The organism is Actinoallomurus iriomotensis (assembly GCF_030269445.1).
Taxonomy (GTDB): domain Bacteria; phylum Actinomycetota; class Actinomycetes; order Streptosporangiales; family Streptosporangiaceae; genus Actinoallomurus; species Actinoallomurus iriomotensis.
Genome location: NZ_BSTJ01000016.1, coordinates 165416 through 179525, shown reverse-complemented (window position 1 = coordinate 179525; position 14110 = coordinate 165416). Strand labels below are relative to the sequence as shown.

At 70.8% G+C, this 14110-nt stretch carries 10 protein-coding genes and 1 tRNA gene; 6 read left to right on the top strand and 5 right to left on the bottom strand.

Features of this window, described 5'->3' with window-relative positions; all coding sequences use genetic code 11:
- Positions 1-61: 61 nt before the first annotated feature.
- The 3 genes from QSK37_RS45600 (at position 62) to QSK37_RS45590 (ending at position 5295) form a co-directional block, all read left to right on the top strand.
- Positions 62-3439, top strand: a complete 3378-nt coding sequence (locus tag QSK37_RS45600) for a pyruvate carboxylase (protein WP_285634553.1) — start codon at positions 62-64, stop codon at positions 3437-3439.
- Positions 3440-3569: 130 nt separating this feature from the next.
- Positions 3570-4778 carry a serine hydrolase domain-containing protein gene (locus QSK37_RS45595; RefSeq protein ID WP_285634550.1) on the top strand — a complete coding sequence of 403 codons (1209 nt, stop codon included), beginning with the start codon at positions 3570-3572 and terminating at the stop codon, positions 4776-4778.
- Between the two features lie 253 nt (positions 4779-5031).
- On the top strand, positions 5032-5295 hold the full coding sequence (locus QSK37_RS45590) for a GlsB/YeaQ/YmgE family stress response membrane protein (protein ID WP_285578499.1): 264 nt from the start codon (positions 5032-5034) through the stop codon (positions 5293-5295).
- Between the two features lie 583 nt (positions 5296-5878).
- Here the strand turns inward: QSK37_RS45590 and QSK37_RS45585 are convergent.
- On the bottom strand, positions 5879-6409 hold the full coding sequence (locus QSK37_RS45585) for a hypothetical protein (protein WP_285634737.1): 531 nt from the start codon (positions 6407-6409) through the stop codon (positions 5879-5881).
- On the opposite strand from QSK37_RS45585, the gene QSK37_RS45580 reads away from it, so the two are divergent.
- On the top strand, positions 6305-7573 hold the full coding sequence (locus tag QSK37_RS45580; protein ID WP_285634734.1) for an acyltransferase family protein: 1269 nt from the start codon (positions 6305-6307) through the stop codon (positions 7571-7573). The genes QSK37_RS45585 and QSK37_RS45580 overlap by 105 nt on opposite strands.
- 88 nt (positions 7574-7661) lie before the next feature.
- Positions 7662-8663 carry a sulfotransferase family protein gene (locus QSK37_RS45575; RefSeq protein WP_285634547.1) on the top strand — a complete coding sequence of 334 codons (1002 nt, stop codon included), beginning with the start codon at positions 7662-7664 and terminating at the stop codon, positions 8661-8663.
- Between the two features lie 309 nt (positions 8664-8972).
- Here the strand turns inward: QSK37_RS45575 and QSK37_RS45570 are convergent.
- Positions 8973-9048: transfer RNA gene (locus tag QSK37_RS45570), tRNA-Leu, on the bottom strand.
- A gap of 1019 nt (positions 9049-10067) precedes the next feature.
- On the opposite strand from QSK37_RS45570, the gene QSK37_RS45565 reads away from it, so the two are divergent.
- Entirely contained in the window at positions 10068-11324 is a 1257-nt protein-coding gene (locus QSK37_RS45565) for a lactate racemase domain-containing protein (RefSeq protein WP_285634544.1), read from the top strand.
- On the opposite strand, the gene QSK37_RS45560 is transcribed toward QSK37_RS45565, so the two are convergent.
- The 3 genes from QSK37_RS45560 to QSK37_RS45550 form a co-directional block, all read right to left on the bottom strand.
- A complete protein-coding gene (locus tag QSK37_RS45560) occupies positions 11262-12212 on the bottom strand; it encodes a LysR family transcriptional regulator (protein ID WP_285634541.1) in 951 nt (316 codons plus the stop codon). The genes QSK37_RS45565 and QSK37_RS45560 overlap by 63 nt on opposite strands.
- 53 nt (positions 12213-12265) lie before the next feature.
- Positions 12266-13063: an SAM-dependent methyltransferase gene (locus QSK37_RS45555; protein WP_285634539.1), complete on the bottom strand. Its 798-nt coding sequence runs from the start codon at positions 13061-13063 to the stop codon at positions 12266-12268.
- A 103-nt stretch (positions 13064-13166) separates the two neighbouring features.
- Entirely contained in the window at positions 13167-14042 is an 876-nt protein-coding gene (locus QSK37_RS45550) for a LysR family transcriptional regulator (RefSeq protein ID WP_285634536.1), read from the bottom strand.
- Positions 14043-14110: the final 68 nt, after the last annotated feature.

Here is a 14110-nt window from a genome sequence, read left to right as displayed (position 1 = left end):
AATCGTCGTGGCCGGCGCCACGACGATGTGATGCGGGACTACGACCACCTGAGGGAGCTCGATGTTCGGCAAGGTCCTGGTCGCCAACCGTGGCGAGATCGCGATACGGGCGTTTCGCGCCGCGTTCGAACTGGGAATCTCCACCGTCGCCGTCTATCCGTACGAGGATCGCAACTCGCTGCACCGCGCCAAGGCGGACGAGTCGTACCAGATCGGCGTGCCCGGTCACCCGGTCCGCGCCTACCTGTCCGTCGATGAGGTGATCAAGGCCGCGCGTACGGCCGGCGCCGACGCGATCTATCCCGGGTACGGCTTCCTGTCCGAGAACCCCGAGCTGGCCGCCGCCTGTGACGAGGCGGGGATCACGTTCATCGGTCCGCCGGCGCCGGTGCTGAACCTGACCGGCAACAAGGCGCGGGCGGTCGCGGCGGCGCGCGAGGCCGGCATCCCGGTGCTGCGGTCCTCAGCGCCCTCCACGGACGTCGACGCGCTCCTGGCCGCCGCCGAGGACATCGGCTTCCCGGTGTTCGTCAAGGCCGTCGCCGGCGGCGGCGGACGCGGCATGCGGCGGGTGGCCGAGCCGGCCGAGCTGCGGGAGTCGATCGACGCGGCGATGCGCGAGGCCGCGTCCGCGTTCGGCGACGCGACGGTCTTCCTGGAGCAGGCCGTGGTCAACCCGCGCCACATCGAGGTGCAGATCCTCGCCGACGCCGCGGGCAACGTCGTGCACCTGTACGAGCGCGACTGCTCGATGCAGCGGCGGCACCAGAAGGTCATCGAGATCGCGCCCGCGCCGAACCTCGACCCCGCGCTGCGGGACCGCATCTGCGCCGACGCGGTGGCCTTCGCCCGCCACATCGGCTACGTCAACGCCGGCACCGTGGAGTTCCTCCTCGACGAGCGCGGCCGGCACGTGTTCATCGAGATGAACCCGCGCATCCAGGTCGAGCACACGGTGACCGAGCAGGTCACCGACCGTGACCTGGTCATCGCCCAGATGCGCATCGCCGCGGGCCGGACCCTGCCCGAGCTGCGCCTGACCCAGGACGTGATCACGCTGTCGGGCGCGGCGCTGCAGTGCCGCATCACCACCGAGGACCCGGCCAACGGCTTCCGCCCCGACAAGGGCACCATCTCGGCGTACCGCTCGCCCGGCGGCCCCGGCGTGCGTCTCGACGGCGGCACCGTGCACACCGGCGCGGAGGTCTCCCCGCACTTCGACTCGATGCTGGTCAAGCTCACCTGCCACGGCCACGACTTCACCAACGCCGCCCGGCGGGCGCGCCGCGCGATCGCCGAGTTCCGCATCCGCGGCGTGGCCACGAACCTGCCCTTCCTCGGCGCGGTGCTCGACGACCCCGACTTCCGCGCCGGGCGGATCACCACCGCCTTCATCGACGACCGGCCGGACCTCGTGCACGCCCGGCCCTCGGCCGACCGCGGCAGCCGCGTCCTGCGCCACCTGGCCGAGACGACCGTCAACCGGCCGCACGGACCGCGTCCGGTGGTGGTCGAGCCGGCGGACAAGCTGCCCGCCGTGTCCCTGACGGACGCGCCGCCGGAGGGGTCGCGGCAGCGGCTGGCCGCCCTCGGGCCGGAGGGGTTCGCCGCCGAGCTGCGGGCCCGGTCCGCGGTCGCGATCACCGACACGACGTTCCGCGACGCACACCAGTCGCTGCTCGCCACGCGGGTCCGCACCCGTGACCTGCTCGCGGTCGCCCCGCACATCGCCCGTACGGCGCCGGAGCTGCTCAGCCTGGAGTGCTGGGGCGGCGCGACGTACGACGTGGCGCTGCGGTTCCTGGCCGAGGACCCGTGGGAGCGGCTCGCCGCGCTGCGCGAGGCGGTGCCGAACATCTGCACGCAGATGCTGCTGCGCGGCCGCAACACCGTCGGCTACACGCCGTACCCGACGGAGGTCACCGACGCGTTCGTGGCCGAGGCCGCGGAGACCGGGATGGACATCTTCCGGATCTTCGACGCGCTCAACGACGTCTCGCAGATGCGCCCCGCGATCGACGCCGTACGCGCCGCGGGCACCGCCGTCGCCGAGGTGGCGCTCTGCTACACCGGCGACCTGTCCGACCCGTCGGAGACCCTCTACACGCTCGACTACTACCTGCGGCTCGCCGAGGAGATCGTCGAGGCGGGCGCGCACATCCTGGCGATCAAGGACATGGCGGGGCTGCTGCGCCCGCCCGCCGCCCGCACGCTCGTGACCGCGCTGCGGTCGCGCTTCGACCTGCCGGTTCACCTGCACACCCACGACACCGCCGGCGGTCAGCTCGCCACGCTGATCACCGCGATCGACGCCGGGGTGGACGCCGTGGACGCGGCGGTCGCCTCGATGGCCGGAACGACCTCGCAGCCCTCGCTGTCCGCGCTGGTCGCGGCCACCGACCACACGCCGCGGGCATCCGGCCTGTCGTTGCAGGCGGTCGGCGACCTGGAGCCGTACTGGGAGGCCGTGCGCAAGGTGTACGCGCCGTTCGAGTCGGGGCTGGCCTCGCCGACCGGGCGCGTCTACCACCACGAGATCCCCGGCGGCCAGCTGTCGAACCTGCGGCAGCAGGCCATCGCGCTCGGCCTCGGAGACCGGTTCGAGCTGATCGAGGACTGCTACGCCGCCGCCGACCGGATGCTGGGCCGTCTGGTCAAGGTGACGCCGTCCTCCAAGGTCGTCGGCGACCTGGCCCTGCACCTGGTCGGGGCGGGCGTCACCGCGGCCGACTTCGAGTCCGACCCGGCCAAGTTCGACGTGCCGGACTCGGTGATCGGCTTCCTGCGCGGCGAACTCGGCGTCCCGCCGGGAGGCTGGCCGGAGCCGTTCCGCACGCGGGCGCTCGAAGGCCGGCCGCCCGCCGCACAGGTGACCCCCCTGAGCGAGGACGACCTGCGGGGGCTGGCCGAGTCGCGCCGCGCCACGCTGAACCGGCTGCTGTTCCCGGGACCGGCGAAGGAGTTCGCCCACCGGCGCGAGGTGTACGGCGACACGTCGGTGCTGTCGTCGAAGGACTTCTTCTACGGCCTCGAACCCGATACCGAGCACACCGTGACGCTGGAGCACGGCGTCTCACTGCTGATCGAGCTGGAGGCGATCTCCGAGGCCGACGAGCGCGGCTACCGTACGGTGCTGACGACGCTGAACGGCCAGCTGCGCCCGGTCCGCGTACGCGACGAGTCCATCGCCACCGACGTCAAGGCGGCCGAGAAGGCCGAGCGCGGCAACGACCGGCACGTCGCGGCGCCGTTCGCCGGAGTGGTGACGCTGCAGGTGGAGGAGGGCGCCACGGTGTCGGCCGGGCAGACGGTCGCGACCATCGAGGCGATGAAGATGGAGGCCTCCATCACCGCCCAGCGCGACGGCACGGTCCGCCGCCTCGCGGTCGGCGCGGTACAGCAGGTCGAGGGCGGAGACCTGCTCATCGAGCTCGGCTGACTCCGCGAACCCCGAGGGCCGGGGCGGCTTCGTGCCGCCCCGGCCCTCATTTTTTCAGATCACTTAAACTCCATTGTCAAAACGATTAACGCTATTGACGCCATTAATTCGCGATGCTTCGATCTACGCCATGTCATTTCCCCGTAAGGTCACGATCGCCGCTTTCCTGGTTCCGGTGATGGCGACCGTCGGCACGCTGGCCCTCACCGACGTGGCCGAGGGCCACGCGAAGGCCACCGATGTGAGGGTCGCGGCCGAGACCGAGCAGTTCTCGCTCCCCGCGCTCATCCACATCCCCCACTACCCGCTCACCCCCGTGCAGCCGTCGTCCACGCCGGTGCGGTTGAGCGGCACGGGCAAGCCCCTGGACGTGAGCTACACCTACCAGGGGCAACGCCACACGATCACCGACTTCCTGCGGCGCAGTTCGACGCTCGGCTTCCTCGTCCTGCACGACGACAAGGTCGTCGACGAGCGATACTTCCAAGGGCAGAACGCCGACAGCCGGTTCAACTCCTGGTCGGTCGGAAAATCGATCACGGCCGCCGCGATCGGCGTGGCGCTCAACGAGGGCAAAATCCGTTCGGTCGACGACCCCGTCACCCGTTACGTGCCCGAACTCAAGGGCACCGGGTACGACGGCGTCCCGCTGATCGACGTGCTCCACATGGCGTCCGGCGTGAAATGGGACGAGTCGAATTACTTCAATTTCACCGCCGGCGCCACGGCGGCCCAGCTGCGCCTGGTCCTCGGCACTCCGTTGACCGACGTCGCCAAAGAGTCGGTCAGTGAACGGCCTCCCGGCACCAAGTGGAACTACGACAGTATGGACTCCTTCGTGCTCGCCTGGGTGCTCAGCAAGGCCACCGGGCAGTCGTTGGCCTCCTATGTCCAGGACAAGATCTGGAAGCCGGCGGGCATGAAGTCCACCCTCTATCTCGGTAAGGACTGGGCGGGCAACGGCCTGGGCTACTGCTGCTATCACGTGACGACGCGCGACCTGGGCCGCTTCGGGCTGCTCTACCTCAACCAGGGCAAGGCTCAGGGGAAGCAGGTCGTACCGGCCGGGTGGGTGCGCGACTCCACCCGTGTCACCGTCCCGATCAACGAGCCGGGGCAGATCAACTCGGCGGGCTGGGGCTACGGCAGCCAGTGGTGGGTCGCTCCCACCCCGGGCGACTACACCGCGAACGGCGTGTTCGGCCAGAACGTCTACGTCAGCCCGCGCAACCACGTGGTGATCGTGAAGACGTCCCAGGACGTGCTCACCTACTCGAGCCACTTCGCCGAGTTGGCGACCGCGTTCCGTGCCGTCGCCGACGCGGTCGGGGGGAGCTGACCGGTCGATGCCACCGCCGGGGGTCGCGCAGGGTGCGCGCGGCCCCCGGCGGCGTGTTCACGGGAGGCCGGCTCGGCCGCGTTGCCCGTACTGCGGGGCTCCTGCCGGATTCTCGCTGGTCACGACGGTCATGTTCGTGCGGTCCGGTGGTCCGTGGCCCGGTCTGCCGGATTTGGTGGATGGTTTCCGCTTAAGACGGGCTAACGAGGGCAGAACGGCTGCGCGTCCTTACGAGCGAAAGGAAGCCCCCGATATGCACGTCACCGGAATCGTCATGGCGATCATCATCGGCCTGGTCATCGGTGCCCTGGGCCGGCTGGTCGTACCAGGACGTCAGCCGATCCCGATCTGGCTGACCATCGTCATCGGCATCGTCGCCGCGTTGATCGGCACCGCCATCGCGGGCGCGGTCGGTGTGGCCGACACCAGCGGAATCGACTGGATCGAACTGGCCATCCAGGTCGTACTGGCCGCGGTGGGCGTCGCGGCGACCGCCGGGTTCTATGCCCGAAGATGAGCCGGCCGGTCAGGGTCCGGCCTCCGAGCCCGGCCCCGACCGCGACGCGGACGACGACGGCCGTGGCCCGACTTCGGGCCACGGCCGCCCGCTGCCCGGAGCACCTCGGACGCGCCGTGCCCCTCCCCGGCCCGCCGGCGAGGGGCACCGGCGACCGTGTCGCTCCGGGAACGATCGGATGTGGCGGCGATTCTCAGCCTGGACCCAGGCCGATCTCATTACCCGGTGATGGGATGGCGGGCGGCGGTGCTCGCGGTGCGACCTGCAGCGGCGGAAGGGTGAAGCGCGTGAGGGTGGGAGTGGTCCGGTGACGGCTCAGGAGAAGGCGACCGACGACGGCGACCGCGAGGTGGGCCGGGAGACCGAGCCGCCCACGGCGGAAGGCGGAGACCGCGATTCGGCGGCCGGCGGCGGCTCGACGGCAGGACGCGGACCGGCGACCGGCGGTGGCCCGGAGCACCCGGCGTACTCACGGGAGCCGGGGGAGGCGACCCCGCCCGCGGGTGGTGAACCTGCGAACGGCGGCGCTTCGACGATGGCCGGTGGACCGGCGACCGATGCCCGGCCAGAGAGCTCGGCACGGTCACACCCGATGGGGCAGGCGCCCCTGGCGACCGGCGGCGAGCCTGCGAGCGGGAGCGGTTCGGCTGGTGACGGGCCGGAGCACTCGGCGCGGTCGCGTGGGGTGGGGGAGGTGCCGGCCGTCGGCGGCGGGCCTGCGGGCGGCGGTGGTTCGGCTGGTGGTGGTCGCGCCGTGGCCGGAGGCGGTTCGGTGGCGAAAAGGCGTTCGGCGGTCGGTGGGTCGGCGGCCGGTGGCGACGCGGAGGCTTACCGCGGGCGTGGTGGGGTTGCCGATCGCTCCGGTGAGACAGGCCCGGGTGACCGTCCTGGTGACGGCGGGACCGATGCCGGCGGTGGTCGTGGTGTCGGCGAAGTCGGCGGGCTCGGTGGCGGGGAGGACGCCGGTGCGGGCAGCGCCGGGCGGGAGGCCGCGCTCGGGCGGAGTGCCCTGCTGGAGCCCGGACGTCGCGCCGAGGTCACGCCCGGTGCGGATCTGGACCCTGGCTTCGGTGACCGTGGCTTCTTCGGATCGCCGCCCGGACGTGACGACCACGGCGCGGCGGGGGACGGCGGGCGACGCGGTCCCGGCGGCGCGAGTGAAGGCGCCGTCCTCGGCCTTGACCGTAGGGACGGACCCGCGGCGCCGGAGCCGCCGCCGTCCGGTGAAGCGAATCCCGCCCGGCCGGATAAATCAGGTAATGCCGACAAAGTCGCCCAGAAAACCGCGACGAGCCGGGATCCCTACTTCGACAACGCCAAGTTCCTCGCCGTCGCTCTGGTCGTCGTCGGGCACGCCTGGGAGCCGTTGCGCAGCGCGGCCGTCGGCGGGCGAATGCTCGGGGCGGGGCAGTCGTTCATCTATGCCTTCCATCTCCCCGTGTTCATCGTCATGTGCGGCTATTTCTCCCGCGGATTCAGCCGTTCCCGTGGCCGTACCCGCAAGCTCGTCGCCGCCATCGTCGTCCCGTACGTCCTGTTCAGCGCCGGCTACGTCGTCTACACCGAGGTGCTGGCGGGCCGGCACATGCGCTGGGATCCGCTCGAACCGTACTACCTGACCTGGTTCCTGCCCGCGCTGCTCGCCTGGCGGCTCTCCGTGCCGCTCTGGCAGCAGTTGCGGTTCCCGATCGCGATCGGGCTGGCGGTCGCGATCTGGCTGTTCGCCGGGCTCGTCACCCTGCCCAGCATGCTCGACGCGGTGCAGGTGCTGTCGTTCCTGCCGTTCTTCGTGCTCGGACTGATCCTCGGGTCGCGCCACTTCGCCCTGCTCAGAAGGCCGGCGGTCCGGGTCGCGGGGGCGCTGACGCTCGTCGCCGGGGCGGTGGCGGCGTACGCCCTGGAGACCAGCCTCGACCCCGAGTGGGTGCACTGGCGGCGCAGTTTCGCCGAACTCGGCGTCGGCGCGCCCTCGGGTGTCGGCTTCCGCGTGCTCGCGCTCGCCGCGGCGGGCATCCTCACCGCGGCCTTCCTGGCCGTCGTCCCGGCCCGCCGTACGTGGTTCAGCCGGCTCGGCGCCGCCTCCATGTACGCCTACCTGCTCCACGGGTTCGTCACACTCTTCCTGTCCTACCAGGACTGGTACTACCGCATCTCCGGGTGGCAGGTGCCGGCGCTCACGCTCGGCTGCGTGCTGCTGGCGGTGGTGCTCATGACCGATCCGGTCCGAAGGGTGTTCCGGTGGGCGGTCGAGCCGCGCCTCGAGTGGTTGTTCCGATGATGCCGCACTAAACCTATAGGCAATAAAAGAAAATAGCTTCTCGGTAAATTCTCAACCAACTTTCAGTAATTTTCTTTACCGTGAAGCGATGACCCAGCCGGAGCGGCCCATCTTCGTCGTCGGTTGTCCACGGTCCGGAACGACCATGCTGCAACTGATGCTGCACGCCCACCCGCGCATCGCCATCCCGCCGGAGACGCGGTTCCTGCTGCCCGCGTACGATGCGCGCGCCGACTTCGGCGATCTCCGCATCCCGGGCAACCGCCTGGCGCTCGCCCGCTGGATCGTCGACCGCGAGCAGACCCGCTTCGCGGACCTGGGGTTGGACGGGCAACGGGTCATCGAGCAGATCGTCGCCGGGCCGCCCACGCTCGGCTCCGCGCTGGGCATCGTGCTGCGCGCGTACGCGGCGAGGTTCGGCAAACCCCGCTGGGGCGACAAGCGGCCGGGGTACTTCCAGCACATCCCCACGCTGAGGCGCCTGTTCCCCGACGCGCAGATCGTCCAGCTCATCCGCGACGGCCGCGACTGCGTCGCGTCGCTGAAGGAGATGGACTGGTACAAACACGACTCTCACCACGCGCTCGCGACCTGGGTGGAGTCGATCGAGGCGGGGGAGCGCGCGGCGCGGTCGCTCGGCCCGGAGTCGTACTACCGCCTCTACTACGAACGCCTGATCGGCGACCCGGCCACCGAGCTCAAGGGGCTGTGCGAGTTCCTCGGCGAGGACTACGACCCGGCGATGTCCGAGCCGGGCCGCGTCGCCGCCGTCGCCGTACCCGGCCGCAAGGTCTGGCACTCCCGTACCCATGAGGAGGTCACGACTGCTCGCGCCGGCACGTGGCGCACGCGCCTGACGACGGCGGAGATCGTCCTGTGCGAGACCGTCGCCGGCGACCTGCTGCGCGACCACGGCTACGAGGTCGAGGGCGGAGCCCGGCCGGAGCGAGCCGACCAGGCGCACTATCGGCGGGTCGCGGCTCACCGCCGGCTGGCCGCGCGCAAGCGCGAACTGCTCGACTTCGTACACCGCCGCACCGAGCCCGGCGAGGTGGCCTACCGTCCCCCATCCTCCCTTCCGCCCGACTGACTCTGTGCGGGTTGCCGGGCTTGACGTCCCACCCGGTGGTCGTACGGATCTCTTGGCGAGCGCCGCCCTGTCGACCCCGGGCGAAGGGGCCCGAGGTGGCGGGGGATGAAAGGCGACCTTTCTTCCGTTAGGGCCATCGGCATTCGTCGCGAGGTAATAGCCGATGTATCCGGCTGGGTCAGACACTTGTACCAGTTGGCGCGAGACTCGCGCATGGTGCGGAACCTGCCGTAATGCCTGATCGTCGCCTTGTTCCTGGGGAAAGCCTCGGCGATCCGGTACGGGCGGTGCCGACGTCGATTCCGTGAGTACCCCGGGTGGGATTCGAACCCACACTTCGCGGATTTTAAGTCCGCTGCCTCCGTCCTGATTGGGCTACCGGGGCAAGCCGATCTGGTCACGGGCGGACGCCGGAGACGCCGGCGTTTCCCGCCCGATCGCGCCGATCACTCGGCGGCATCGGTGTGTGACGTTCAGCGTTCGCTCTCCGGGCCGTCTCGCGAAGAGACGATGATCTCTGCCACGTCGGCACCCCTCCTTCAGCCGCCGTCCCCCGCGCCCGTTCGGGCTTGACCCTGGCAATCTATTTCGGCAATTGCCCGGCGTCATCCCCCTAATTCGTTAGAGCAGGCATTAGATTTGCTTAATGGGCTGTCTTTAGCCGCATATCCGCAGCGCCGAAAAGGGGTGTTTTGGTCCGCTCGACGGGTTCGGCGGCCTTCGCCGCCGTGTTCTCCCTGGACAGAGCGCTGAGGGTGCTCACTCGCGTCGGAGGCTCTACGGCAGGTGCCGTGGGGGATGCGGGCGCGGGAGGCTCGCAAGGAGGCGGCCGCTCTGGACTCGCGGTGCTCTGACGGCCGGCCGTACGGGGCGGTGGCTCTGGCACGCGACGCCGCGCAGGAGATGGTCAGGCGCCGATGAACGCCTGGACAGGGTCCGGGTGGACGGATTCGGCGGCCGGACAGGGCGCGGCTCTGGACTCGTGGCGCCTTCGCGGCCGTACGGGGGGTCGCCGCTCCTTCGCGCGCTGTGCGGGCCGCGGCGGTGGGGGAGTCCGCCGCGGCCCGCAACCGCAGTGACCGTGGGGGGCGGTCAGTCGGATCTGGACCGGGGGGCCACCGGTGGAGAGCCCCGGAGGAGCTCTCGCTTTCTCTTCCGACTACGGCATCCACTTTCGCCGGTCCAGGGCCGAAAGTCAGCGCGGCCAGCACCCATCTTCAGGTCTTGCCAGCGGTAACCCACATCTTCCGGCTGGCGGGGATGCGCGACGGCCGTACGAGGGTCGCGCCGGTCCTCGTCGGCGCCGCACGTGCCCCACGCGTTCTCCCGGGTCACCGGAGTCACAGGTCTGGGCAGTGACCGACATACTGGACATGCCGATGCCGAAGAGAGGTGAGCTTGCCCATGGCCCGTGTCCTTGGTTCGCCGCGGGAGGTCCTGGACGCCGCCGACGTCGAGCGGTTCGTCCGCTCGTCGCTGGAGGACGATGAGTACACCGGCAAGAGGGTCTGCGTGCTGGTGCCGGACGCCACCCGCAGCTGCCCGTTGCCGATGCTCCTGGACGGCGTGCACGCGGCCCTGCACGGGCGCGTCGCCGAGTTGACCTTCATGGTCGCGTTGGGCACCCACCCGGCGATGAGCGAGGAGGAGCTCGCCGCCCTGTTCGGCCACCCGCCCGGTCTCGCGGCCGAGCGCTATCCCGGAGTCACCATCCGTAACCACGAGTGGTGGGATCCCGGCATGCTCACCTCGGTTGGAGTGATCAGCGGGGCGGAGCTGGCCGAGCTGTCCGGCGGCCGGCTGTCCGACCCGGTGGAGGTACGCCTCAACCGGGCCGTGGTGGAAAGCGACATCACGCTCGTCGTCGGCCCCGTCTTCCCGCACGAGGTCGTGGGGTTCTCGGGCGGCAACAAGTACCTGTTCCCCGGGGTGGCGGGCCAGGAGGTGATCGACGTGTCGCACTGGCTGGGCGCGCTGATCACCAGCGCGGAGATCATCGGCACGCGCGGTACGACGCCGGTGCGCGCGCTGATCGACCGCGCGGCGGCGAAGGTGCCCAGCGAGCTGCGCTGTTTCTCGCTCGTGGTGGAGTCCGGCACGTCGAACCTGCACGCGATCACGTACGGGGACACCCGGGACGCCTGGGCCGCCGCCGCGGACATCACCGCGCAGGTCGACGTGAAGTACCTCGACGCGCCGGTCAAACGGGTGCTGTCCCTGGTGTCGCATCGCTACGACGAGATCTGGACCGCCGCGAAGGGCATGTACAAGGTCGAGCCGGTCGTCGCCGACGGAGGCCAGGTGGTGCTGTACGCGCCGCACGTCACCGAGGTGAGCCGCACCCACGGCGAGGCGATCCGCGCCGTCGGCTACCACTGCCGCGACTACTTCGTGAAGCAGTGGGACCGGTACGAGGACCGGCCGTGGGGCGTACTGGCCCACTCCACGCACCTGCGCGGCGGCGGCACGTACGATCCGGCCACGGGTGAGGAGCGCTGCCGCATCGAGGTCACTCTGGCCACCGGTATCGACGCCCGCACCACACGTGACCTGGCGCTCTCGTACCTCGACCCGGCCGAGATCGACGTGGAGGAGTGGTCACGGGACCCCGAAACCCTCGTCGTCCCCGACGCCGGGGAGATCCTCTACCGCCTCCGGTGACGCCAGGGGGCGCCGTGAGCGGATGGCGCCGTGTTCGGCCAGGATGTCGATGAACGCCGAGATGTGCGGCACCTCGGCGGTCGTCGTGAAGGCGACCAGCTCGCGGTGGACCGGCGGGTCCGGTTCGAGCTGCACGCCGCCGAAGTCCGCCTCGATCATGTTCCGCGGCACCAGCGCCGGGCCCAGCCCGGCGGCGGCGAGCTGCACCGCGGTGGAGGTGTGGTGGGTGTGCACCGCGGGGCGGGCGATGAACCCGGCCGTCGAGCAGGCCTGGGCGACCACGCCCGCCAGCCCGTTGTCGGGCGTGTACAGCACCCAGGGGCGGCTCGCGAGCTCGGCCAGCCGTACCTGACGGTGGCCGGCGGCGGGGTCGTCCTTGGCGAGGACCACGACGAGGTCCTCCCTGCCGAGCGTGCGCACCGGGCCGTCCCAGTGCAGCGGCGCCGCGCTGACGGCGACGTCGATGCCGCCCGCCGACATGAGGTTCGCCAGGTCGGCGCTGTTGCCGAACTCCAGCAGTTCGACGTGGGAGTCCGGATAGCGCCGCCGCCACTTCAGGATCGCCGGCGGGATGATGCCGAGCGCGATCGAGTACAGCGCGGCGATCCGCAGCCCGATCCGGGTCATCTCGCCGCGAGGCCGGGCGACGTGCGCGGCCTCGTCGGCGCTGTGCAGCGCGGCGATCGCGTGCGGCAGGTACGCGCGCCCCATCGGCGTCAGGCGCACGACGTCGGGCAGCCGTTCGAGCAGCGGGTACCCGACGTAACGCTCCAGCGCCCGAATCTGGTGCGACAGCGCGGGCTGGGAGACGGAGAGCCGCTGCGCCGCGCGGGTGAAGGAGCCTTCCTCGACCACGGCCAGCAGATACTCCATCTGCCGGAAGCTCATGCGCAAATTGTATGTCCGCAGGTGAGAGGCCTTCTGATTGGCAAGGCGGGCGTTCAGCGGCGGGCGACCGCGCCGAGGAACCCGAGTGGTATGCGGTCGCCGGACGGTGGCTCTTCGGCGCGCCAGTGTTCGACTCCGACCAGGCCGGGTTCCAGCAGCTCCAGCCCCTCGAAGAACGCCGCCACCCGGGCCGGTGAGCGCGGGGTGATCGAGCCGAGAGACGTCGTCGCGTAGATCTCGCGGCCCTCGCCGACGACATCCGGGGCGACCTCATCGGCGGTGATGTGGGAGATCACCAGGTGGCTGCCGGGTGCCAGGGCGGCGCGTAACCGGGCGACGACGTCGGCGGCCTCGCGGTCGTCGGGGACGAACTGCAGTACCGCCACGAGCAGTACGCCGACGGGGCGGTCGAAGTCGATCAGTGCGCGCGTCTCCGGATGGCTCAGGATGTCGTCCGGACGGCGCAGGTCGGCCCGGATCACCGTGCTCCGCTCGTCGGTCGCCAGCAGGGCGCGGCCGTGGGAGACCACCACGGGGTCGACGTCCACGTACACCACGCGCGACTGGGGGTCGATTCGTCCGGCCACCTGGTGGACGCTGTCCTGGGTGGGCAGGCCGGTGCCGATGTCGATGAACTGCCGGATTCCCGACTCGGCGAGTAACCGTACCGCCCGGGCCAGGAAGCCCCGATTGGACCGGACCCACTCCGCGGCGTGCGGCATGATCTTCATGATCCGCGCGGCGGCCTCGCGGTCGGCGGCGAAATTGTCCTTGCCGCCGAGGTAGTAGTCGTACATCCGGGCGACGTTGGGCGTCTCCGGATCGACGCCGTCGACGCCTTCGCCGACCATGGCCGCACCGCCTTCCTGAAGATCGCGGAATGCGAGACTACCCTGCGGCACCCGGCCGCGGCTTGGGCCGCGTCATCCTCATCCGGCCATCCGGCCCGCCCCGTCACAGGGTGGCGTGCTCGGCGAGCGTCTCGATGAACGCCGACGCGGGCGGGGAGACGTACTGGCGGGTGAAGGCGACCAGTTCGCGGTGGATCGGCGGCTCGGGACGGATCGTGCAGCGTTCGAAGTCGGGGCCGATGACGTTGCCGGGTACGAGCGCGGGGCCGAGCCCGGCCGCCGCGAGTTCGACCGCGGTCGCGGTGTGGTGGGTGCGGACGGACGCCCGCGGCGTGAAGCCGGCGCGAGCGAAGGCGGCGCCGGCGAACGAGGCCAGGCCGAACTCGGGCGCGTACAGCACCCACGGGCGGTCGGCCAGCCGCCGCAGGTCGATCGACCCGCCGCTGTTCCGCAGCTCCGGGTCGTCGTACGGCAGTATCACGAAGAACTCCTCGAGTCCCAGGATCCGGCACCGGCCGGTCCAGCCCGCCGGCGCCGGTCCGATCCCGACGTCGGCGCCGCCGTGCAGCATCTCCGCCGCCAGCAGGTCGATGTGGCCGAACTCCCGGATCCTCACCCGTACCCGCGGGTGCTCGTGCCGCCACACGCGGATGGCCTGCGGGATGATGCCGAGGGCGATCGACCGCAGCGTCGCGACCCGAAGCTCGCCCCCGGAGAGCCGGCCGACCGCGCGCGCCGCACACGTCGCCTCGTCGGTGCTGCGCACCGCGGCGACGGCATGCGGCAGGAAGGCGTCGCCGAGTTCGGTCACCTCCACCGTACGGGCGAGCCGGTCCAGCAGCGGGCCGCCGATCTCGTCCTCGAGCACCTTGATCTGGTGGGACAGTGCCGGCTGGGAGACGAGCAGCCGCTCGGCCGCCCGGGTGAAGGAGTGTTCTTCGGCCACCGCGATCAGATATTCGAACTGCCGCAGCGTCATGAAGAAATTATATGAGCCCCAGAAGAAGCCGGTCTTTGCCTGACAGCCCAGGTCAGGGCCACTATGGA